Origin of the sequence: Pseudideonella sakaiensis (genome assembly GCF_048320135.1) — a bacterium.
Taxonomy (GTDB): Bacteria; Pseudomonadota; Gammaproteobacteria; order Burkholderiales; family Burkholderiaceae_C; genus Ideonella_A; species Ideonella_A sakaiensis_A.
Genome location: NZ_CP182947.1, coordinates 2,490,696 through 2,512,224, shown reverse-complemented (window position 1 = coordinate 2,512,224; position 21,529 = coordinate 2,490,696). Strand labels below are relative to the sequence as shown.

The following is a 21,529-nucleotide window of genomic DNA, read 5'->3' as shown; positions in this document are numbered from 1 at the left end:
ACGTCCCCTTCCCCCTCCCACACCTGCCTGCTCCGGCCATGCTGCTGATACCCGCGATCGACCTCAAAGACGGCAAATGTGTGCGCCTCAAGCAAGGCGACATGAACGACTCGACGGCATTCGGCGACGATCCCGCCGCAATGGCGCGCCGCTGGCTCGACGCCGGCGCGCGCCGCCTGCACCTGGTCGATCTGAACGGCGCCTTCGCCGGCAAGCCGGTCAACGAACCGGCGATCAAGGCGATCCTGGCCGAAGTCGGCGACGAGATTCCGGTGCAGCTCGGCGGCGGTATCCGCGACCTCGACACGATCGAGCGCTACCTCGACGACGGCCTCAGCTACATCATCATCGGCACCGCCGCGGTCAAGAGCCCGGGTTTTCTGCGCGATGCCTGCAGCGCCTTCGGCGGCCACATCATCGTCGGCCTCGACGCGAAGGACGGCAAGGTGGCGACCGACGGCTGGAGCAAGCTGACCGGCCATGAAGTGATCGACCTGGCGCAAAAATTCGAGGACTACGGCGTCGAAGGCGTGATCTATACCGATATCGGTCGCGACGGCATGCTGACCGGAATCAATGTCGACGCCACCGTGAAGCTGGCGCAGGCGCTGACGATCCCGGTGATCGCATCCGGCGGACTGCGCGGCATGCAGGATATCGAGCAGCTGTGCGCGGTCGAGGACCAAGGTGTCGAAGGTGTGATCTGCGGCCGCGCGATTTATACCGGCGACCTCGATTTCGCCGCTGCGCAGAAACGCGCAGACGAACTCGCGCAGACCTGAGATCGTTCACGGATGCTTGCCAAGCGGATCATTCCCTGTCTCGACGTCACCGGCGGCAGGGTCGTCAAGGGCGTCAATTTTGTCGAACTGCGCGATGCCGGCGACCCGGTCGAGATCGCCGCCCGCTACAACGAGCAGGGTGCCGACGAACTGACCTTTCTCGACATCACCGCGACCAGCGACGACCGCGATGTGATCCTGCACATCATCGAGGCGGTCGCGTCGCAGGTCTTCATCCCGCTGACCGTCGGCGGCGGCGTGCGCACGGTGGCCGACGTGCGCCGCCTGCTGAATGCCGGTGCCGACAAGGTCAGCTTCAATTCGGCGGCGATCGCCAATCCGTCGGTGATCCACGAGGCCTCGGCGCGTTATGGCGCGCAGTGCATCGTCGTCGCGATCGATGCCAAACGCCGCCACGATGGCGAAATCGACGCCCGCGGACCGGGCTGGGATGTCTACAGCCACGGCGGACGGAAAAATACCGGCCTCGATGCGGTCGAATGGGCGCGCCGGATGGTGGCCGTTGGTGCAGGCGAACTGCTGCTGACCAGCATGGACCGCGACGGCACAAAAAGCGGCTTCGACCTCGAACTGACCCGCGCCGTCAGCGATGCGGTGCCGGTGCCGGTGATTGCGTCGGGCGGCGTCGGCGCGCTCGAGCACCTGTCGGACGGCATCCGCATCGGCGGCGCCGACGCGGTGCTGGCCGCCAGCATCTTCCATTACGGCGAATTCACGGTCGGCCAGGCGAAGGCGATGCTGGCCCGCGACGGCATCGCGGTCCGCCAGTGAAGCCGATTCGAGCGGCCGGCGAAAAGCCGCCAGCGGCCGAGGTCCGGATCATCGGTGGCCAATGGAAACGAAGCAAGCTGCCAGTCGCCGACCTGCCGGGCTTGCGGCCGACGCCCGATCGGGTCCGCGTCACGCTGTTCAACTGGCTGGGTCAGCAACTCGACGGCTGGCGCTGCCTCGACGCATTTGCCGGCAGCGGTGCGCTGGGCTTCGAGGCGGCATCGCGCGGCGCCCCCGAGGTGGTGCTGCTCGAGCGCCATGCTGGGCAGGCGAGGCGGCTGCGCGAGTCGGCTGAGCGGCTGCATGCGACGAATATCCGCGTCGAACAGGTCGATGCGCTGGCTTATATGGCGCGCGCCGCCAGCGACCGCTTCGAGCTGATATTTCTCGACCCGCCATTCGACGCCGGCCTTGACGCCGTTGCATTGCAAGCAGCGTTGCGGCTGGTCGTTCCCGCTGGATTCATCTACATCGAATCCGATCGACCGGTCGATCCGGTCGGTGTCGAGACCATGGGCCTGCAATTGTTTCGCCAGGCCAAGGCCGGCAGGGTATGGTTCCAGTTGCTGCAGCGCCAGCCCGGGCCCGGGATGCAGGCAGCTAAACTCATCGGCCGGCGTTGCCGTTGGCCGCCATCCAGCAGGAGTGTGCACTTGACTTCAGCCACCCAACTTACCGCTGTCTACCCAGGCACCTTCGATCCGATGACACTCGGCCACGAAGACCTGATGCGTCGCGCCAGCCGTTTGTTCGAGCGGCTGATCGTTGCGGTGGCAGCCGGGCATCACAAACGCACGCTGTTTTCGCTCGACGAACGGATGGAGATCGCAACCGAGCTTGCGAACAAATATTCAAATGTCGAGGTGATTCTTTTCCGTGGCCTGCTCAGCGACTTCGTGGTTGCCAACAACGGCAAGGTGGTGGTGCGCGGGCTGCGGGCGGTCAGCGATTTCGAATACGAATTCCAGATGGCCGGGATGAACCGGCAGCTGATGCCGGACGTCGAAACCGTCTTCATGACGCCGAGTGACCAGTTCCAGTTTGTCTCCGGCACCTTCGTCCGCGAGATTGCCACCTTGAACGGTGATGTTTCCAAATTTGTGTCACCGTCCGTTCTGCATCGGCTGCAACAGCGGGTGAAGAATCAGAAAGACTGAGGCGGGCTGAAATGGCACTGACGATCACCGACGAATGCATCAATTGCGATGTCTGCGAGCCCGAGTGCCCGAACCAGGCGATCTCGATGGGTGAGGATTTCTATGTGATCGACCCGAAGCGCTGCACCGAGTGCGTCGGTCATTTCGACGAGCCGCAATGTGTGCAGGTCTGCCCGGTCGAGTGCATTCCGGTCGATCCGGCCAATGTCGAGGACAAGGAAACGCTGTGGGCGAAATACCGCCGCCTGCAGGCTCAGGGCTGAGCTTGCTTCTTCTGGCCGCGACGGCCGCTGCCCGGCACGACGGCAGCGAAGTGCCTGTCGTCTTGCGCCGCTGACGCAGGCTTCTTCGGCGTCGTTCGTTTGGCCGGAGCTGGCCGCCTGGCGTTTTCCGGCTCATCCGCCGTCGGCCTCGGTCCGATTGAACCGGCGGCAGCCGGTGGATTGGCCCGCTCCGCGGCGACCCGCTCGCGCGCCATCAGCAGCGCAACGCGACGTTGCTCGGCGGTCGCCTTGCGCGCATCGGCCAGCTGCTCCGTGCTGCGCCGGTCGCTGACATCAACGGCCTTGCCGTCGGCGCAGGGCTGCTGCGAATACTGGTTGCCGGCGGGCCCGCAGCGGTAGACCGTCTGCGCTGCGGCGGCAGTACACAAGCTGATCGAAAGAACAACGGCCGCGATGCTGTTGGCGACGATCTGCTGCATCTGTCATTCCTCCGCAGGCCCCGGTGTTTTTGCCGAGATCGTGGGCGCCGTGGCCGGCTTCGGCTTTGCCGGCTTCACGTGGATGCGCATCATCGCGCGTTCCATGTCCCCGGCAAGCAGCAGATCGAGTGCCTTCATCGACACGGTGATCGCCTCGTCGATCAGCTGGCGTTCGGCCAGCGGCGGCTTGCGCAGCACATGGTCGACGACCTCGGAGCGCGTTCCGGGATGGCCGATGCCGATGCGCAGGCGCCAGAAATCGGCGCTGCCGAGCTGCGCCTGGATATCCTTCAGCCCGTTGTGGCCGGCATGGCTGCCGGCGCGCTTGAGCTTGACCTGGCCGGGCAGCAGATCGAGTTCATCGTGGACGACGAGGATCTCTTCCGGCGCGATCTTGAAGAAGCGCGCCAGCGCGCCGACCGCCTTGCCCGACAGGTTCATGTAAGTCATCGGCTGCAGCAGCCACAACGCACCTTCCTGGCGATTCAGACGGCCGACATGGCCGAAATAGCTGCGGTCCGCGGCCAGTTGCACCTTCAGATGCCGCGCCGCTTCGTCGACAAACCAGAAACCGGCGTTGTGACGGGTCGCTTCATATTCGTGCCCCGGATTGCCGAGGCCAACGAGCAGTCGGATCATGTCGCGGATTATCGATGGCAGCTGGCAAGAAAAAACCCCACCGAGGTGGGGTTTGAAAGAGTTGCAGCGGCGCGATCGAATCGGCCGCGCGCAGCAGGCATCATTTCTTGTTCTGCTTTTCGCTCTTCTTTGCCTTGCCCTTCTCAGGCGCAGCGGCAACCACGACCGGTGCGATTTCTTCTTCCTCTTCGGCCGGGTTGACGACCGTGACGATCACCGGATTCGGCTTGCCCTGCGTGACGACCTTGATGCCGTCCGGCAGCTTGATGTCGTTGACGTGCAGCGCGTCACCCTTCTTCAGGTTGCTCAGGTCGACCTCGAGGAATTCCGGCAGCGCAGACGCCAGGCAGGCGATCGGCAGCTCGTTGACCACGTGGTTGACCAGGCACTTGTCGATCTTGACGGCGTCGGAATTCTCTTCGCCGGAGTAGTGCAGCGGAACCTTCTTCGTGATCTTCGTCGTCGGTCCGACGCGCTGGAAGTCGACGTGCAGCACGATCGGCTTGTACGGGTGCATCTGCTGGTCACGCAGCAGCACCTGCTCGGTCTTGCCGTTCAATTCCATCTCGAGGATCGACGAATGGAAGGCTTCCTTCTTCAGCGCGAAGAACAATGCATTGTGGTCGAGCTCGATCATCGTCGGATCGCCGCCACCATAAACGATGCCGGGCACCTTGTTGGCGAGTCGCAGGCGGCGGCTCGCTCCGGTCCCCTGCAGACTGCGCTCGTAAGCTGTGAATTTCATGTGATCTCCAATTGGAACATGGCACCCGCGACCAGGTGCCGGTAAACGGGGCCGTTGCCGGCCCCTCGATGCCCCCGACCACGTGGCCGGGAACGTGCCCGCGGATCAGAAATTGCTGTTCTGCTCCGCAAACAACGAGGTCACCGACTCGCCGTCGGAAATGCGACGGATCGTTTCGGCGAACAGGAATGCAACCGACAGCTGCCGGACCTTGCCGCAGCCCTTGCCGACGTCGCTCAGCGGGATGGTGTTCGTGATCACCACTTCGTCAAGCTGCGACGCATTGATGCGGTCGATCGCCGGGCCGGAGAACACCGCGTGCGTGCAGTAGGCATAGACGCTTTTCGCGCCACGTTCCTTCAGCACCTCGGCCGCCTTCACCAGCGTGCCGGCGGTATCGATCATGTCGTCCATGATCACGCAGTTGCGGCCGTCGATCTCGCCGATCACGTGCATCACTTCGGAGACGTTGGCTTTCGGCCGCCGCTTGTCGATGATCGCCAGGTCGCAGTCGAGCTGCTTGGCCAGCGCGCGGGCGCGAACGACGCCACCGACGTCAGGCGACACGACGACCAGGTCCTTGTAGCGCTTGGTGTGCAGATCCGACAGCAGCACCGGGGACGCATAGATGTTGTCGACCGGGATATTGAAGAAGCCCTGGATCTGGTCGGCGTGCAGATCCATCGTCAGCAGCCGCTCGACGCCGACCGCCTCGAGCATGTTGGCAACCACCTTCGCGCTGATCGGCACCCGCGTCGAACGCGGACGGCGGTCCTGGCGCGCATAACCGAAATACGGAATCACCGCGGTGACACGCCGGGCCGATGCGCGCTTCAGTGCATCGACCATGATGCACAGCTCCATCAGGTTCTCGTTGGTCGGCGCACAGGTCGGCTGCAGCACGAAGATGTCGCGGGCGCGGACATTCTGCTGGATCTCGATGTCGACTTCGCCATCGGAGAAGCGGCCAACCTTGGCCTTGCCGAGTTCGATGCCGAGCTGGGCCGCGATCTCCCGACCGAGTTCGGGATTGGCGTTGCCGGTGAACAGCAGGGTATTGAACAGCACGTTTCCTCCGTCGAGGCTCTGGGGAAGCACAGGTTCCCTTTCGTCACAGCCCCGGCGTCGGTCGCATCGCGGCGTCCCGGTCAGGGTTCACCGCTTTCGCTCGAACTCCGGGATTTCAGAATTCTTGGCAGGGGAGGAAGGACTCGAACCCTCGCATGTCGGAATCAAAATCCGATGCCTTGACCAACTTGGCGACTCCCCTCTACGGACAACGGCGGAACCGTTCTCCGAAACCTCGGTGCTGCCTGGGCAGCACCTACGCAACACGGTCATGCGCCCAACCCGCTAGCGGGTGAAGCGCCAGACTGCGGCACATCCTGCCAACCCATCCCGCAGGAAGATCCTGCGGCAGCATCGCCTCGGGTGGACGTTCAGCACCACGGTCGACCGCGGCGTTCTCAAACCTCAATCCAGCTCTTGCAAACACGGCACTGCCCGATCCGGTCATCCGGCTGTTGCCGAAACGTGCCGTCAACCACCGGCCCGCTTCAGCCACTTCGCCACAAACCGCTTCGGCTGCACTCTGCAGATCATTGCGACCGAAGCCGCTAGCCAGCTGAGCCAGACCATCGCTTGCAAGAAAGCCTAAGATTGTAGCAGCTTCGCTGTCCCTGACCAGCAATGGGCTGTTGAAAATCCCCGCGGTCGGGATATTCGTCGGCGGTTTGACAACAGCGAGCCATTGCGCCGGCACCTCGACAGGCGTCAGGCGCTCGCCGATGCCCTCGACCCAGGCATTGTGTCCGCCGACAAAAAACGGCACGTCGGCACCGAGCGTCAATGCAATCTCAAGCAGTCGTGCGCGTGGCAGATCGAGGCCCCACAACCGGTTCAGCGCGAGCAGCGTGCTCGCGGCGTCGGAACTGCCACCGCCCATGCCGGCTCCGCTCGGCAGCTGCTTGTCGATCGAGATATCGGCACCGAGCCGGCAGCCGCCGGCCTGCTGCAACGCGCGTGCGGCACGCAGGCACAGGTCGTCGGCCGGCAGCGGCTCGGCGAGGTCGTGGCGGCGCAGCACGCCATCGTCGCGCCGCTCGAAGTGCAGGGTGTCGCACCAGTCGATCAGCACGAACACCGATTGCAGCAGGTGGTAGCCATCGGCGCGGCGGCCGATCACATGCAGGAAAAGGTTCAGCTTGGCCGGTGCCGGCACATCGACGATGCTGCGCAGACCCATGGTACGAGCTGTCGTCAGCGGCTGTCGACGATGGCTCTCACCGTCACGACCGGCGCAGCGTCGCGGCGCGCAATGATCAACGCGTCGGCAAAACGGGTCAGGTCGACCGTCCAGCCGAGCTGTGCAAAACCGCCGGTGACGACGCGGCTCGGCGCACCGGGCCACGGCCGGCCGCGCAACCAGTCGAACAGCGCGGCCACCGGCACCACCTCGCCCAGCACCTCCTGGCTCATCCGGTCGAGATCGGCGAAGCGCTGCTCGCCCTGTTCGGTCACCAGCAGCACCTCACCCGGCGTCCAACTCGCGCGTGCGACGACGCTGCCGAGCGGCGTGCTGAATTCGATCCGCCCGCGCTGCGGGTCGCCGCGCAATTCGAAGGCGACCGTCATCGACCGTTCTGCCGCAGCCGCATCGCCGGCGACGCGCACCGCAAGGCGCCCGCTGAGCCGCTCGGCCGGGTCGGCCGGCGGCGCACTGGCACAGCCGGCCAGCAGCGCAATCAGCAGGCTCGCTGCCAGCCAGCGAAAGAAGATGGGCACGGCGGCCGCAGCCGCGTTCACAGATCGGCGCGCAGACGTGCCAGCGTCTCGCGCAGCACGTCATTGCCGGCATCCCGGCCACGTGCTTCGCGCCAGATCCGGCGCGCCTCGTCGGTCTGGCCGCTGACCCACAAGACCTCACCGAGGTGGGCGCCGATTTCGGTATCCGGGCGCATCTGGTAGGCCTTGCGCAGCAGCCGCAGCGCCTCGCTCATATTGCCAAGCCGGTATTCGACCCAGCCGAGGCTGTCGGTGATGAACGGATCGCCGGGCGCCAGCTCGAGTGCCTTCTCGATCAACTGCTTGGCTTCGGGCAGGCGGATATTGCGTTCGGCAAGTGAATAGCCGAGGGCGTTGTGCGCATGGTGGTGCTTCGGCTTCAGCTCGATCACGCGCCGCAACAGCCGCTCCATCTCGGCCATGTTGTCGAGCTTCTCGGCGAGCATCGACTTCTCGTACATGATGTCGACGTCGTCCTTGAACCGCTCGAGGCCTTTCGACAGCACCGCATCGGCCTCCTTCCACATCTTCGCGTCGCGCAGCAGCTGCGATTCGGCAAACAGTTTCGAGCGCGTCGCCTCGACATCCTTGTCGGGCAGCTTCTGGATCAGTGCCCGGGCTTCGGCGATCTTGCCTTGTTTGGCGAGCAGCGAGGCACGGCGCTGCTGCACCTCGAGCGCGCGTTGCGGATTGTCGACCCGCGCCAGCCAGTCTTCGGCGGCCTTGTATTCGCCGCGCTGTTCGGCGGCCTGGGCCAGCATCAGCCAGGCCTGTATCCGCGCCTGCTCGACGTTGCCGCCGGTGTCGTCGTTGTCGGCAGCCAGACTTGCGCCGCCGGCGTCGCTCAATGCCAGGAATTTTTCAAGCGACGCCGTCGCCTCGCGCGCATGCCTCACCTCGAGTTGCAGTGCGCCAAGCGTCAGCCAGGCGCTCGCCCGATCGGGTGCGATGCGCGTCACCAGTTCGAGCTGCGCAATCGCATCGGTGAAACGCTGCGCGCCGCTGAGCACACGCGCATACAACATGCGCATGTTGACGTTGTCGGGCTGCACCTCGAAAAAGGTGGTGACCAGGCTTTCCGCTTCCGGTGCCGTCGGCAGCAGCTGCAATGCAAGCAGCAGCGTCGCCTCGGACGCCGGGTCGATACCTTGTGCGCGCCGCGCCAGGGTCAGCGCGGTTGCCGGCTCCTGGGCAATCAGCCAGGCACCGGACAGCGCCTGCAGTGCCGCCAGCCGGCTTGCCGGCTCCTCGGTAAATTCGGTAAGCACTTCCTCGAGCAGCGGCGGGATCGCCTTCTTGTCGCTGGCATTGGCAAAAAAGCGCGGCAGCGAATTGATCAGCGCCGCGCGCTCCGCCGCCGGCGTCAGCCGGATCAGCGATTTGAGCGGGTCCTGGGTCTCGATCGGCCGGCCCAGCGCCACCAGCAGCTGGATTTCGTAGCGGTGCGCATCGAGCGATTTCGGCAGCGCCTTGCGCCAGGCTCGGGCGGCAATCAGCGACTGTTCGCCGGCGCGCGCCTGCAATGCAATATCGGCAGCCCGCTTGAACAACTGCTCGTTGCGCTCCTTGCGCGCGGCGTCAAGGATGATCTGGAAGGCAGTGCCGGGCGCACCGGCGCGCAATTCGAGTTCGCCGATCAGCAGCTGATAGAACAACTGCGCATCGAGCGCCGAATTGTCGACCTGCGGGCCGCTTGCCGCGAGGGCCAGCGAGCTCGGCTTGGCCGTCGGCTGGGCCTGCGCTGGCGCCGCGAGCAAGCCGAGCGCCAATCCCGCCGCGGCGCCTGCCGCAGTGCTGCGACGGCTCATCAGGCGGGCAAATATTCCAGCCATTGACAGCTCCTGTTGCGATTGCCGATTCTAAAACAGGCCTCTTTCCGACCCATGTGCCAGTAGTGGATTGGCGTGCAAGGCCACAGGCCGAGGCGCGTCTGGCGCAGAGATGCGCAGGGATAATCCGCCGATGCCTGAACTGCCGGAAGTCGAGATCACCCGCCAGAGTTTTGCCGACCGCATCGCCGGCGCCCGGGTCATCGGCGTCACCGTCGGCAAGCCGCTGCGCTGGCCGCTCGGCTGCACGGCGGAGGCCTTGCTTGAAAAAACCGTCGGCCAGGCAGAGCGCCGTGGCAAATACCTTTGGCTACCCCTCGAAACCGGCGGCCTGCTGATGCATCTCGGCATGTCGGGCTCGCTTGCCTTTGGCGACCTGCAGTCGCTGGGGCCGCTGGGCACACACGATCATTTCGAGCTCGCGACGACTCGCGGCCACCTGCGGCTGACCGATCCGCGCCGCTTCGGCGCGGTCGTCTGGTCGGCCGACCAGCGCAGCGGTGCGGCGGCCCGGCTGCTGGCCGGGCTGGGGCTCGAACCGTTCGACCCGGCATTCACCGGTGCTTTTCTGCATGCCGCGCTGCAGCGGCGCCGCGTTGCCGTCAAGCAGGCGCTGCTCGGCGGCGACATCGTCGTCGGCGCCGGCAACATCTACGCCTGCGAAGCGCTGTTTGCCGCCGGCATCAATCCGCGGCTGCGCAGCGACCGCCTGAGCCGGCCGCGCAGCGAACGGCTCGCCACGGCGGTGCGCGATACGCTGGCGCGCGCGCTGGCCCTCGGCGGCTCGACGCTGCGCGATTTCCGTGATGCCCATGGCATGGCCGGCCAGTTCCAGCTGCAAGCTGCTGTTTATGGCCGCGCCGGTGAACCGTGTCCAAGCTGTGGCACGACGATCCGGCGCATCGTGCAGGCGCAGCGCTCGACCTTTTTCTGCCCGTCATGCCAGCGGCGCTGAGTACCGGCGGCGCGACGATCGCGCAGCGGGTCATCGACTGGCAGCGCAGCGCCGGCCGACACAGCCTGCCATGGCAGCAAAGCCGCGATCCCTACCGCGTCTGGCTGTCCGAGATCATGCTGCAGCAGACACAAGTCGCGACGGTGCTCGGATATTACGAGCGGTTTCTGGCACGTTTTCCGGACGTGCGTGGCCTTGCCGCGGCATCACTCGATGAAGTGCTCGCACTGTGGAGCGGCCTCGGCTACTACAGCAGGGCGCGCAATTTGCATCGCTGCGCGACGGTGGTTGTCGAAGTACACGGCGGGGAATTTCCGCGCCATGCGGCACAACTGGCCGAACTGCCCGGCATCGGCCAGTCAACCGCAGCGGCGATCGCTGCCTTCTGTTTTGGCGAACATGTCGCCATCCTCGACGGCAACGTCAAGCGGGTGCTCAGCCGCTGCCTCGGCTTCGATGGCGATCTGGCGCAGGCGGCGCAGCAGCGGGTTTTATGGGACGCGGCAACCCGCTTGCTGCCGCCTGCGGGCGTGTACGACAACGGTGCGGCGACCGGTATCGCCGCTTATACGCAAGGGCTGATGGACCTCGGCGCGGGCATTTGCAGCCAACGCGCACCCGACTGCGCGGCGTGCCCGCTGCGAGCCGACTGCGTCGCTGCCGAGCTGGGCGAGCCGGAACGCTTTCCGCTGAAGACGCGCCGGCTGAAACGCAGCCGCCGCAGCAGCCATTGGCTGAGCCTGGTCTGGCGCGGCCGGATGTGGCTGGTGCAAAGGCCGCCGCAGGGCATCTGGGCCAGCCTGTGGAGCCTCAGCGAATTCGAGGATGCAGCCGCATTGGACAGGGTGGGCGCTGGCTGGCCCGGCGACAGTCGCGCGCTGCCGCCGTTCAAGCATGTATTGACGCACCTCGACTGGCAGCTGCATCCGGTGCAGCACCTGCTGCCCGACGCGTTGACCGAGCCCGAGCTCGTCCGCATCACCGGGCAGTTGCCCGACGCAGCCCGCGGCCGCTGGTTTGCCCACGATGAAGTCGCTTCGCTCGGCCTGCCCGCCGCGCTGCGCAAGATACTGCCGGCGTTGCAGGGGCAGTGACGGCTGTACCGGTCGGCGCGAGGTCAGGAGACCACGCCCTTCTTGCGTAGAAACTCGTCGACCAGCCCGAGCCTGATCAGCGGGTCGTCGAGTGCCATCAGTTTCTGCTTCGCAGCCAGTGGAATCGGCAGCAGTTCGCACCAGCGATTGGCGACCCAGCCGGCGTCGTCGAATTGCAGCGGTTCGAGAAATGGCCTGGCACCCTGGGCGTGGAGGGCATCGACGGCGCTGACCAGCGCCTTGGCGCTGGCCTGCAGCTTGTCGTCGACGGCTGCCGGCTCATCGTCGGGCAGCCATTGCGCCTGCGCGATCCACAGGCCATCGTCCTGCTGGCGCACCGCGCTGGTCGCAAAACGTCGGCTGCCGCGGCAACGCACATTCAGGATGCCGCTTTGCGGACTGTCGACATCGAGGATCTCGGCAGCCACGCCGATCGTCTCCAGATCGACCGGTTCCTCGCCGACGCGAACTTCCGATCCCTGGCGCAGCGCGACGACGCCGAAGCCGGTCGCGGAACGCAGACAGGCGCCAATCAGGTCGAGATAACGCACCTCGAACACCTTCAATCCGAGCAGACCGCCCGGAAACAGCACCGAGCGCAGCGGAAATAGCGGCAACTCGAACGAGTCGCGCTCCTGCTCGCCGACTTGCCGGTCAGCGCTCATCGAGCTCGCGATGTCGCACCAGCGTCGCATTGCGGCCGGCAAAGCGCCTGGCCAGCGTTTCGGCCATGTAGACCGATCGGTGCTGACCGCCGGTGCAGCCGATCGCGACCGTCAGATAACTGCGGTGATCGGCCTCGAAGCTCGGCAGCCAGCGGTCGAGGAAGGATTCGATCTGGTCCTGCATTTCGGCGACGTCGGCATCGACGCGCAGATAGTCGGCCACTGCAGCGTCGCGGCCGTTCAGCGCGCGCAGTTCATGCACATAGAAGGGGTTCGGCAACACCCGCACATCGAACACCATGTCGGCGTCGAGCGGTACCCCTTGTTTGTAGGCGAACGATTGGAAGACCAGCGTCAGGCGGTGTTCGCGGATGTCGACCAGGTCGCGCAGCCACAGCCGCAGCTGCGCCGGCTGCAACTGGCTGGTATCGATCACGGTCGACACCTCGCGCAGGTCGGCGAGCAATTCGCGTTCGAGTTCGATCGCATCGATCAATGCCCGGTGGCCGTCGCCGATATCGCGTCCGAGGTGCATGCCTTGCGACAGCGGATGCGGCCGCCGGGTTTCGGAGAACCGGCGCACCAGCGCATCGGTGCTCGAATCGAGAAAGACGGTGCGCACCAGCAGGTCGGCCGCGCGCATCCGGACCAGTTGCGGCAGCAATGCCGGCAGCGAACCGACGGCACGGACGTCGACCGCCACCGCGATCCGCGGCTGCGAACGCGCCTGGCCGAGCGCGAGGAACTGCGGCAGCAGTTCTGGCGGCAGGTTGTCGACACAGAAAAAACCCGAATCCTCGAGGGCGTGCAAGGCCACCGATTTGCCGGAGCCGGAAATGCCGGTCACGACGACGATCTGCTGCCTGGCCGGTCCGGTTTTCTGCTCGGCGGGCTGCCGTGGCGGGGTTTCGGCTGTCGCCATCACGGATTCCTGCGCGCCGAGCGTGCCGCGACTGCCGGTACCGGCTCGTCGGCGACCGCTGCCGCAATCGAGCGCGAACCATGCGTCAGCATCTCCTCGGCATGGGCGAGGCTGGTGCCCGACAGCCGTTCGCCGGCCAGCATGCGGGCGATTTCGGCAACCCGCGCCTCGCCGCTGACGGCGCTGACCTGGCTGACGGTGCGGCCGTCGGCAGCCTGTTTCGCGACGACGAAATGGTGGTCGGCACAGGCCGCAACCTGCGGCAGGTGCGTGACCGCGAGCACCTGGCGGTCGCTGCCAAGCTGCTTCATCAGGCGGCCGACCGTGTCAGCGATCGCACCGCCGACGCCGGCATCGATCTCGTCGAAGATCAGCGTGCCGGCAAGCTGCTCGGAGCGGCCCGGCTTGATCGCGCTGGTCGTCACGGCCACCGCCAGTGCAATCCGCGACAACTCGCCGCCCGACGCGACCTTGGCCATCGGTCTTGGCGTGCTGCCCTGGTGCCCGGCCACCAGAAATTCGGCCGATTCATGGCCGAACGATTGCGGCTTGTCCTGCTTGACCAATGCGACCTCGAAGCGGCCGCCGGCCATGCCGAGCTGCTGCATCGCCTGCGTGATCGCCGCCGACAGTTTCGGCGCCGCCTTGCTGCGCAGCGCGCCGACGCGTTTTGCCTCCGCTTCGAAGGCCGCGCGCGCCTTCTCGGCGGCCTGCTGCAGCCCGTCGAGGTCGCTGGCGGCATCGAGCGCCTGCGCCTCGGCTTTCCATTGCGCGAGCAGCGCCGGCAGATCCTCCGGCGCGCGGCGGTAGCGGCGCGCGAGCGCGATCCATGCAGACAGCCGCTCGTCGATCGCCTGCAGCCGATCCGGCTCCGGCTCGGTGTGGTGCAGATAACTCGACAGGCTGTGCGCGGCATCCTGCAGCTGCGCCTGCGCGCCACGCAGCGCCTCGACAACGTCGACCAGTGCCGCGTCGATGCCGGCCGCCGAATCGAGCGCATCGATCGCACGCTGCGTCAGCTGGTCGGCCGCCGGTTCGTTTTCGCTGATCGCCGCCAGCGCGTCGCGGGCCGCGTCGATCAGCGCCTGTGCATTCGACAGCTTGCGGTGTTCGGCGTCGAGCTCGGCCCATTCCTCCGCGCCCGGCGCCAGCTTGTCGATTTCACCGATCTGCCAGGCCAGCCGCTCGCGCTCGCGCTGCAGCTCGGCCTGGCCGGTCTGCGCCTCGGCCAAGGTGTCGCTGGCCGATTTCCAGCCTGCAAATGCCGCGGCCAGCGGCGCCGCGTCGACACCGGCAAAACCGTCGAGCAGCGCACGCACCGCCGGCGCGCGGGTCAGGCTCTGCCAGGCATGCTGGCCGTGGATATCGACCAGGTGATCGGCCGCCTCGCGCAGTTGCGCGACGGTGGCGCTGCCGCCGTTGATCCAGGCCCGGCTCTTGCCCTGGGCGTCGATGCTGCGGCGCAGCAGCAGCCGCTCGTCGTCGGGCGAACCGAGCGCAAAGCCGGCGTCGTCGAGCCAGCTTTGCAGGCTGGCCGGCGTGTCGAACTCGGCGCTGATATCGGCCCGGCTCGCACCCTCGCGGACGACGCCAGCGTCCCCCCGGCTGCCGAGCGCGAGCTGCAATGCATCGACGAGGATCGACTTGCCGGCCCCGGTTTCACCGGTCAACGCCGAAAACCCGCCGTCGAACTCGACCTCGAGTTCGCTGACGATGACGAAGTCCCGCAACCCGAGCCGCCTCAACATTCGTAATCTTCCTTGCCGCGACGAGCTTGGTTCATGAGGTTCCAGAATGCCAATGCAGTTTGCGCCGCAATGTCGCGTAATAACTCCACCCAAGCGGGTGGAGGAAGCGCACGCCGTGGGGTGAACGGCGGATCACGACGCGGTCGCCGTGCAGCAGGCTGGCCAGCGTCTGCATGTCGAAATTGACGCTGATCTCGCGGCCGGCGACGATCTCGATCACCGTGTCGACCGAGTCGGGCAGGACGATGGGCCGGTTCGACAGGTCGTGCGGCGCAATCGGCACCAGCACCCAGCCGGCGATGCTCGGATGCAGGATCGGCCCGCCGGCCGACAGCGCATAGGCGGTCGATCCGGTCGGTGAACCGAGGATCAGGCCGTCGGCGCGCAAGTTGGCGACAAATTCGTCGCCGATGTCGATCTTCAGCTCGACCATGCTCGCGGTGCCGCCACGGCTGACGACGATGTCGTTGACGGCAAAACTCTCGAAGATCGAGCGGCCGTCGCGCCAGACCTTGCCTTCGAGCATCGTGCGGCGCTCCTCGACAAAATCGCCGTCGATCATCGGCTCGAGCGCCTGCGCAAACTGGTTCACCGAAATGTCGGTGATGAAGCCGAGCCGGCCCTGGTTGATGCCGATCAGCGGCACGCCGTGGACGGCAAACTGCCGCGCGGTGCCGAGCATCGTGCCGTCGCCGCCGACAACCACCGCGAGGTCGCAGCGTTCGCCGAGTTGCGCCGGCTTCAGCGCCGGAAAGTCGGTGATGCCGGTAGCCAGTGCGGTATCGGCATCGAGTGATACCTCGATGCCGCGGCGGTCGAAAAAATGCGCAATATCGAGCAGCACGCCGCCGATTCCCTGGGCCTGGTATTTACCTACCAACGCAACATGACGGAACCGGCTCACCATGCGGGCGATTACACCACAGCACCCTCGGTGACCGCGGCTGAATCGGCCCCATTCGGCCCCCGACCCCTACAATGAAAACTGCGATGGACGACCGTGCCAAAACCCTGCTGAAAACACTCGTCGAGCGATATATCGCCGACGGGCAGCCGGTCGGCTCGCGCACGCTGTCGAAGGCATCCGGGCTCGAGCTGTCGCCGGCAACGATCCGCAACGTGATGGCCGACCTCGAAGAACTCGGTCTGATCGCCAGCCCGCACACCAGCGCCGGCCGCATCCCGACCGCCAAAGGCTACCGCTTGTTTGTCGATGCGATGCTGACCGCGCAACCGCGCCAGCTGCAGTCGTTCACGCCGGTCGAGCCCAAGCTGCCGCCGGACCAGCCGCAGCGCGTGATCGCCAATGCGGCGCAGATGCTGTCGAACCTGTCGAACTTCGTCGGCGTCGTCACCGCGCCGCGCAAGGCGACGGTGTTCCACCACATCGAATTCATGCGGCTGTCGGAAAAACGCGTGCTGGTGATCATGGTCGCGCCCGACGGCGATGTGCAGAACCGCGTCATCTTCACTGCGCAGGACTACACCTCGGCGCAGCTGCAGGAGGCCAGCAACTACCTGACCGCGCACTATGCCGGGCTGACGCTCGACGAGGTGCGCGAGCGGCTGAAAGGCGAGGTTGATGCCTTGCAGCGCGAAATCTCGACGCTGATGCAGGCGGCGGTGCAGGCCAGCAGCGAGGCGGTGGCCGACAGCCAGGAGCAGGTGGTGATCTCCGGCGAACGCAACCTGCTGACGGTGCAGGATTTTTCCAGCGACATGAACAGCCTGCGCCGGCTTTTCGACCTGTTCGAGCAGAAGACGCAGCTGATGCGGCTGCTCGACGTCAGCAGCCGCGCCGAAGGCATCCGCATCTATATCGGCGGCGAGAGCATGGTCGTGCCATTCGAGGAGTTGTCGGTCGTTTCGGCGCCGTACGAAGTCGACGGCACGATCGTCGGCACGCTCGGCGTGATCGGCCCGACCCGCATGGCCTACGACCGCATGATCCAGATCGTCGACATCACGTCGCGGCTGGTCAGCAATGCGCTGAGTTCGAAATGAACGCGGTCGCGGGCGGCATTTCCCCGACCCCCTGAAAACCCGCAGGCCGCATTGCCGGCCTGCCGGAGCGATTCACTTCGCGGCGCAAAGTCGCTACATTGGCCCTGAACTCGACGCGGCAGCAGCCAGCAATGGCCCGGTTTTGCGGGCATTGCCGACCAATCCGACCCAGAGTGTCCGATGAAGCCGATACCAAGACGAACAATTCTCGCCGGCTCCGCACTGTTTCTGGTCCCTTATCTGGCTTCGTGCGGAGGCGGGGGCGAAGCAGGGCCGCAGGGCCCCAGCCCGGCTTCTGCCGCGCCGGCTGTGCCCGACGACAACTGGGTATTGCACTGGAACGAAACCGCGATCAATACCAGCGGTCTCGATCACGCATCGGCAACGCCGGAGCAGTTCGGACCGCTGCGGACATCGCGCGCGCTGGCGATCACGCAGATCGCCGTCGCCGATGCGCTGGCCTCGATCTACGGCTCTTATCAGCCGTTCATCTTTGATGGAGGTTCGGTACCGGCTGCGTCAGCGAAAGCCGCGGCCGCACGGGCCAGTTACGACTGCTTGTCGGTGCTGTATCCGGCACAGCAGCGGCGCCTGCTCGCGATTCTGGAAGCCGAATTGGCGAGGCTGGCGGACGGCGACGCGAAGGCATCCGGTCTTGCGCTCGGCGCGGCGTCAGCGCGTGTGGTGCTCGATGCGAGGGCAAACGATGGCTCCGAGTTGAGCCTGCCGACGGCGCCGTCGAGTTATCTCAGCAGTGCAGAGCCGGGCCGCTGGCGGCCCGATCCGCTGAATCCGGAGCAGCAGGTGCTCGGCGCCGAATGGAAACGTGTCGTCCCGTTCGTCGTGCCGACCGCGGCGGTATTCCGGGCGCCGCCACCGCCGGCGCTGACGAGCCAGGCTTATGCCGACGCCTTCGACGATGTGAAGCAGTTTGGTGGCGACGGCATCATCACGCCGACCGTGCGGACCCCCGAGCAGACGCACAGCGCGCTGTTCTGGGCCTACGACGGCACACCGAGCCTGTGTGCGCCGGCGAGGATGTACAACCAGATCCTCGCTTCGATCGTTCGCGAAAAGAATCTTCCGCTCGACCAGATCGCACGCCTGCTGGCGATTGCGAATGTTGCGCTGGCCGATACCGGCATCGTCGTCTGGGAATCGAAATTCTTCTACGACTACTGGCGGCCGGTCACCGCGATCCGCGAGGCCGATCCGGGCAGCGGGCCGACCGGCAAGGGCGACGGCAATCCGGCCACCGCCGGCGATGCCGGATGGACACCGCTCGGCTCACCGGCGTCGAACCTCAGCCGTGCCGATTTCACGCCGCCGTTCCCGAGCTATCCGTCCGGCCACGCCGGTTTTGGTGGTGCGACCTTCCAGACGCTCAGGAACTATTTCGGCACCGATGATGTGCCGTTCACCTTCGTCTCCGACGAATTCAACGGCACCACCAGAGACAGCGCCGGGCGCATCCGGCCGCACTGGCCGCGCTCGTTCGCCAGTCTCAGTGCCGCGGAACAGGAAAACGCCCAAAGCCGGATCTACCTCGGCGTGCATTTCAGCTTCGACAAGCAGCCGGCGATCGAGCAGGGCAACCAGGTTGCCAACCACGTGATGAGCCGCATCTACCGCGCCAGATCGGCGGCTGCCTGATCCGGCTGCGACACCAGCAGCCTGCTGGGCAACACGAGGCTGGCGCGCCCGCCTTCTACAATCCGCCGCTCACGGGCCGTTAGCTCAGTTGGTTAGAGCAGAGGACTCATAATCCTTTGGTCGTTGGTTCAAGTCCAACACGGCCTACCAGCATCATCATCCGCCTGTCGCTCGCGCCGCTGCAAGGCGAGGGTTTGGCAGGCGTGTTTGGAAGACGGCAACAGGTCGCCAGCGCCTGTCGCGCCTTGCCGCCACCGCAAGCTCAGGCGCCGACCCGCTTCCGCACCGCCTGCACATCGCGCACCGGCCGCACCTCGATGCAGCCGTAGCGCACCCACGGAAATTCCTGCGCGATGCGAACCGCATCGTCGATCGAATCGGCCTCGATCAGATTGAAGCCGGCGAGCATTTCCTTGGTTTCGGCAAACGGGCCGTCGAGCACCGTGGTCTTGCCGTCCCGCGTCCTGACTGACCGGGCCGATGCCGGCGCCTCCAGTTGCTGGAAGGAAACGAGCTTGCCGACGCCCTGCATTTCGTCGGCGTGCTGCAGGCACTGCTTCATCTCGGCATCGAAGGCCTCCGGCGGCAATTCGCCGAGCAGTTTTTCATCCACGTACACCAGCAGAAGATATTGCAAGGTCAGGGCTCCCGATCAACGTCGCTGTGTATTCTGCGCCCGGGATGTCGAGATCGACGCCGGTCGATCGTCGTGATGATGAAGGCATGGTCTGCGCCAGCCAGGTGTCAGCGGCCCTCGTCCCACTACAAGGAGATTCTTCATGCGCGTGATGGTGATGGTCAAGGCGTCGTCGGCCTCGGAAGCCGGCGAGATGCCCGACAGCGAGTTGCTTGCCGCAATGGGCAAGTTCAACGAGGAATTGGTTCAGGCGGGTGTCATGCTGGCCGGCGAGGGCCTGCACCCCAGCCGCAAGGGCGTTCGTATTCGCTATTCGGGCAGCGAGCGCAGCGTCATCGACGGGCCGTTTGCAGAGACCAAGGAACTGGTTGCCGGATTCTGGCTGTGGCAGGTGCGATCGATGGACGAGGCCATCGAGTGGGCACGGCGCTGCCCGAACCCGCATGCTGAGGATTGCGAGGTCGAGATCCGCCCTGTTTTCGAAGCCGACGACTTCGGCGATGCCTTTACGCCCGAGTTGCGCGAACAGGAAGATCGCCTGCGGGCCGACATCGAAGCCCGGCGCACCTAGTCTGCCGTGGCGCGTGACCTGCATGCGACGATCGATGCCGTCTGGCGCATCGAGGCCGCGAGGATCATCGGCGCGGTTGCGCGGATCGTGCGCGATGTCGGGCTGGCCGAGGAGCTGGCGCAGGATGCGCTGGTCGCCGCGATCGAACACTGGCCGCGCGACGGCATTCCCGACAATCCTGCAGCCTGGCTGATGACCACCGCCAGAAACCGGGCGCTCGACCGGCTGCGCCAGGAGGCGCTGCATCTGCGCCGTCAGCAGGAGTTGGGCGCCGATGCGGCGGCGCGCGGCGACCATGTCGTACCCGACTTCAGCGATGCGCTGGACGAGCGCGACAGCTTCGGCGATGACCTGCTGCGGCTGGTGTTCACCGCCTGCCACCCGGTGTTGTCCAGGCCGGTCCAGGTCGCGCTGACGCTGCGTCTGCTGGGCGGTCTCACCACCACCGAGATCGCCCGCGCCTTCCTGCAGCCCGAGCCGACGATTGCACAGCGCATCGTGCGCGCCAAACGTACGCTGTCGGCGGCGCGGGTGCCGTTCGAGGTACCGCAGGGCGAGGCGCTGCGCGAGCGGATGGCGGCAGTGCTGGAAGTGGTCTATCTGATCTTCAACGAGGGCTACTCGGCCACCGCGGGCGAAGACTGGCTGCGTCCGGCGCTGTGCGAGGAAGCGCTGCGGCTGGGCCGTGTGCTTGCCGCGCTGGCGGCGGACGAAGCCGAGGTCCATGGCCTGGTTGCGCTGATGGAAATCCAGGCATCGCGCCTGCGCGCCCGGACCGACGCGGCCGGGCGCCCCATCCTGTTGCCGGATCAGGACCGGGGCCGCTGGGACCATGTGCTGATCGGCCGCGGTCTGGCGGCACTCGAACGGGCCAGAACGATCGCCGCCGCCAGCGGCGCCGAGCCCGGCCCCTATGCACTGCAGGCGGCCATCGCGGCCTGCCATGCGAGGGCGCGAACCGCCGCGGAGACGGACTGGGCACAGATCGTCGCGCAATACGATGCCCTGCTTCGATGCATGCCGTCGCCGGTGGTCGAGCTCAACCGTGCGGTCGCGGTCGGAATGGCCGAGGGCGCAGGCGCTGCCCTTCCGCTGGTCGACAGCCTGGCCCGCGATCCGCTGCTGCAGCGCTACCACCTGATGCATGCGGTGCGCGCCGACCTGCTCGACAAGCTCGGCCGCGCCGATGAAGCGTGCGACGCGCTGCGCCGCGCCGCCGGGTTGACGCAGAACGCGCGTGAGCGCGAACTGCTGCTGGCCCGTGCACAACGCCTCGCCCATTGATTTCTTGCGATCTCGTGCGCGGGATGTCGATTTGTTCGCTGCTCGTTCGTCGTCACATGGTGAGCCCGACAAACCCAACCCTGATCAAAGGAGCATTCGAATGTCCACCACGTTGACGCCCTATCTCAGCTTCGACGGCAAGACCAGAGACGCTTTTGCCTTTTACGAGCGAGCCCTCGGCGCGAAGATCGAAAAGATGATGCGCTACGACGACATGCCGGCGTCCGCAGCGTCAGGCGAGGGCTGCGCCGAGGGAGGCCCACCCAGCGGCGACGGCATCATGCATGCGTGCCTGGCGCTGCCCGGCGGCGCGATGCTGTTCGCCGGCGACACGCCGCCCGGCATGCCGCACGACGGCATCAAGGGCGTGATGCTCGCATTGCAGTTCGACACGGTCGACCAGGCACGGGCCGCATTCGATGCGCTGTCGAACGGTGGCCAGGTGACGATGCCGTTGGCGCCGACGTTCTGGGCCGAGATATTCGGCATGGTGACCGATCGCTTCGGCGTCAGCTGGGGCATCAACGGTGCGCCGAAAGAGTTCCAGTGATTCCCTGTCCCAGTT

The 21,529-nt window shown here is 66.0% G+C and carries 23 protein-coding genes, 2 tRNA genes and 1 pseudogene; 13 read left to right on the top strand and 13 right to left on the bottom strand.

The window, feature by feature from the left end; translation table 11 throughout:
• The first annotated feature begins 38 nt into the window (after nt 1-38).
• From hisA to ACNH6H_RS11295, 5 genes and pseudogenes are all read left to right on the top strand, one after another.
• Nucleotides 39-782: a 1-(5-phosphoribosyl)-5-[(5-phosphoribosylamino)methylideneamino]imidazole-4-carboxamide isomerase gene (hisA, locus tag ACNH6H_RS11315; RefSeq protein WP_418317706.1), complete on the top strand. Its 744-nt coding sequence runs from the start codon at nt 39-41 to the stop codon at nt 780-782.
• 12 nt (nt 783-794) lie between these two features.
• The gene (hisF, locus tag ACNH6H_RS11310) at nt 795-1,574 is read left to right on the top strand and encodes an imidazole glycerol phosphate synthase subunit HisF (RefSeq protein WP_418317705.1); all 780 of its coding nucleotides are present in this window, start codon (nt 795-797) and stop codon (nt 1,572-1,574) included.
• A pseudogene (gene rsmD, locus ACNH6H_RS11305) lies at nt 1,571-2,137 on the top strand (16S rRNA (guanine(966)-N(2))-methyltransferase RsmD); the annotation flags it as partial. The gene hisF and the pseudogene rsmD, both read left to right, overlap by 4 nt.
• A 90-nt stretch (nt 2,138-2,227) precedes the next feature.
• A complete protein-coding gene (gene coaD, locus ACNH6H_RS11300; RefSeq protein WP_418321286.1) occupies nt 2,228-2,731 on the top strand; it encodes a pantetheine-phosphate adenylyltransferase in 504 nt (167 codons plus the stop codon).
• 11 nt (nt 2,732-2,742) lie between these two features.
• Nucleotides 2,743-2,994 (top strand): YfhL family 4Fe-4S dicluster ferredoxin, encoded by a 252-nt coding sequence (locus ACNH6H_RS11295; RefSeq protein WP_418317703.1) that lies wholly within the window; start codon nt 2,743-2,745, stop codon nt 2,992-2,994.
• Here the strand turns inward: ACNH6H_RS11295 and ACNH6H_RS11290 are convergent.
• The 8 genes from ACNH6H_RS11290 to ACNH6H_RS11255 all read right to left on the bottom strand — a co-directional run bounded on the left by ACNH6H_RS11290 (nt 2,985) and on the right by ACNH6H_RS11255 (nt 9,410).
• Nucleotides 2,985-3,434 (bottom strand): hypothetical protein, encoded by a 450-nt coding sequence (locus ACNH6H_RS11290; protein ID WP_418317701.1) that lies wholly within the window; start codon nt 3,432-3,434, stop codon nt 2,985-2,987. The two genes, ACNH6H_RS11295 and ACNH6H_RS11290, sit on opposite strands and share 10 nt — an antisense overlap.
• A 3-nt stretch (nt 3,435-3,437) precedes the next feature.
• A complete protein-coding gene (gene pth / locus ACNH6H_RS11285; RefSeq protein ID WP_418317699.1) occupies nt 3,438-4,073 on the bottom strand; it encodes an aminoacyl-tRNA hydrolase in 636 nt (211 codons plus the stop codon).
• A 100-nt stretch (nt 4,074-4,173) separates the two neighbouring features.
• Nucleotides 4,174-4,818 (bottom strand): 50S ribosomal protein L25/general stress protein Ctc, encoded by a 645-nt coding sequence (locus tag ACNH6H_RS11280; protein WP_418317698.1) that lies wholly within the window; start codon nt 4,816-4,818, stop codon nt 4,174-4,176.
• A 105-nt stretch (nt 4,819-4,923) separates the two neighbouring features.
• A complete protein-coding gene (locus ACNH6H_RS11275) occupies nt 4,924-5,886 on the bottom strand; it encodes a ribose-phosphate pyrophosphokinase (protein ID WP_418317697.1) in 963 nt (320 codons plus the stop codon).
• A 125-nt stretch (nt 5,887-6,011) separates the two neighbouring features.
• Nucleotides 6,012-6,088, bottom strand: a tRNA-Gln gene (locus tag ACNH6H_RS11270).
• Between the two features lie 54 nt (nt 6,089-6,142).
• Nucleotides 6,143-7,063, bottom strand: coding sequence for a 4-(cytidine 5'-diphospho)-2-C-methyl-D-erythritol kinase (gene ispE, locus ACNH6H_RS11265; RefSeq protein ID WP_418317695.1), 921 nt, complete (start codon nt 7,061-7,063; stop codon nt 6,143-6,145).
• 14 nt (nt 7,064-7,077) lie between these two features.
• Entirely contained in the window at nt 7,078-7,602 is a 525-nt protein-coding gene (locus tag ACNH6H_RS11260; protein ID WP_418317693.1) for an outer membrane lipoprotein LolB, read from the bottom strand.
• A 17-nt stretch (nt 7,603-7,619) separates the two neighbouring features.
• The gene (locus ACNH6H_RS11255) at nt 7,620-9,410 is read right to left on the bottom strand and encodes a tetratricopeptide repeat protein (RefSeq protein WP_418317692.1); all 1,791 of its coding nucleotides are present in this window, start codon (nt 9,408-9,410) and stop codon (nt 7,620-7,622) included.
• Nucleotides 9,411-9,564: 154 nt separating this feature from the next.
• Between ACNH6H_RS11255 and mutM the strand changes: the two genes are divergently transcribed.
• Together mutM and mutY are read left to right on the top strand one after the other, a co-directional pair.
• Nucleotides 9,565-10,386, top strand: coding sequence for a bifunctional DNA-formamidopyrimidine glycosylase/DNA-(apurinic or apyrimidinic site) lyase (gene mutM / locus ACNH6H_RS11250; protein WP_418317690.1), 822 nt, complete (start codon nt 9,565-9,567; stop codon nt 10,384-10,386).
• A complete protein-coding gene (gene mutY, locus ACNH6H_RS11245; protein WP_418317688.1) occupies nt 10,371-11,480 on the top strand; it encodes an A/G-specific adenine glycosylase in 1,110 nt (369 codons plus the stop codon). The genes mutM and mutY overlap by 16 nt, the downstream gene beginning before the upstream one ends.
• Nucleotides 11,481-11,503: 23 nt before the next feature.
• On the opposite strand, the gene ACNH6H_RS11240 is transcribed toward mutY, so the two are convergent.
• From ACNH6H_RS11240 to ACNH6H_RS11225, 4 genes are read right to left on the bottom strand one after another with little or no spacing between them, the layout of a single operon-like run.
• Nucleotides 11,504-12,145: an LON peptidase substrate-binding domain-containing protein gene (locus ACNH6H_RS11240; RefSeq protein WP_418317687.1), complete on the bottom strand. Its 642-nt coding sequence runs from the start codon at nt 12,143-12,145 to the stop codon at nt 11,504-11,506.
• Complete coding sequence (rapZ, locus tag ACNH6H_RS11235; protein WP_418317685.1) at nt 12,135-13,067, bottom strand: RNase adapter RapZ; 933 nt, start codon at nt 13,065-13,067, stop codon at nt 12,135-12,137. The genes ACNH6H_RS11240 and rapZ overlap by 11 nt, the downstream gene beginning before the upstream one ends.
• Complete coding sequence (gene recN, locus ACNH6H_RS11230) at nt 13,067-14,815, bottom strand: DNA repair protein RecN (protein ID WP_418317683.1); 1,749 nt, start codon at nt 14,813-14,815, stop codon at nt 13,067-13,069. The genes rapZ and recN overlap by 1 nt, the downstream gene beginning before the upstream one ends.
• Before the next feature lie 31 nt (nt 14,816-14,846).
• Nucleotides 14,847-15,722, bottom strand: a complete 876-nt coding sequence (locus tag ACNH6H_RS11225) for an NAD kinase (protein ID WP_418317681.1) — start codon at nt 15,720-15,722, stop codon at nt 14,847-14,849.
• Between the two features lie 83 nt (nt 15,723-15,805).
• Here ACNH6H_RS11225 and hrcA point away from each other — a divergent pair, with 83 nt between their 5' ends.
• The 3 genes from hrcA (at nt 15,806) to ACNH6H_RS11210 (ending at nt 18,622) form a co-directional block, all read left to right on the top strand.
• Nucleotides 15,806-16,819: a heat-inducible transcriptional repressor HrcA gene (gene hrcA, locus ACNH6H_RS11220; RefSeq protein ID WP_418317679.1), complete on the top strand. Its 1,014-nt coding sequence runs from the start codon at nt 15,806-15,808 to the stop codon at nt 16,817-16,819.
• A gap of 309 nt (nt 16,820-17,128) precedes the next feature.
• Nucleotides 17,129-18,472, top strand: a complete 1,344-nt coding sequence (locus ACNH6H_RS11215) for a vanadium-dependent haloperoxidase (protein ID WP_418317677.1) — start codon at nt 17,129-17,131, stop codon at nt 18,470-18,472.
• Nucleotides 18,473-18,545: 73 nt separating this feature from the next.
• Nucleotides 18,546-18,622: transfer RNA gene (locus tag ACNH6H_RS11210), tRNA-Ile, on the top strand.
• 112 nt (nt 18,623-18,734) lie between these two features.
• On the opposite strand, the gene ACNH6H_RS11205 is transcribed toward ACNH6H_RS11210, so the two are convergent.
• Nucleotides 18,735-19,109 carry a YciI family protein gene (locus ACNH6H_RS11205; RefSeq protein WP_418317676.1) on the bottom strand — a complete coding sequence of 125 codons (375 nt, stop codon included), beginning with the start codon at nt 19,107-19,109 and terminating at the stop codon, nt 18,735-18,737.
• Between the two features lie 142 nt (nt 19,110-19,251).
• Here ACNH6H_RS11205 and ACNH6H_RS11200 point away from each other — a divergent pair, with 142 nt between their 5' ends.
• The 3 genes from ACNH6H_RS11200 to ACNH6H_RS11190 all read left to right on the top strand — a co-directional run bounded on the left by ACNH6H_RS11200 (nt 19,252) and on the right by ACNH6H_RS11190 (nt 21,514).
• Nucleotides 19,252-19,680, top strand: coding sequence for a YciI family protein (locus tag ACNH6H_RS11200; RefSeq protein ID WP_418317674.1), 429 nt, complete (start codon nt 19,252-19,254; stop codon nt 19,678-19,680).
• Between the two features lie 6 nt (nt 19,681-19,686).
• Nucleotides 19,687-20,964, top strand: a complete 1,278-nt coding sequence (locus tag ACNH6H_RS11195) for an RNA polymerase sigma factor (RefSeq protein ID WP_418317672.1) — start codon at nt 19,687-19,689, stop codon at nt 20,962-20,964.
• 100 nt (nt 20,965-21,064) lie between these two features.
• Nucleotides 21,065-21,514, top strand: a complete 450-nt coding sequence (locus ACNH6H_RS11190; RefSeq protein ID WP_418317671.1) for a VOC family protein — start codon at nt 21,065-21,067, stop codon at nt 21,512-21,514.
• Nucleotides 21,515-21,529 lie beyond the last annotated feature (15 nt).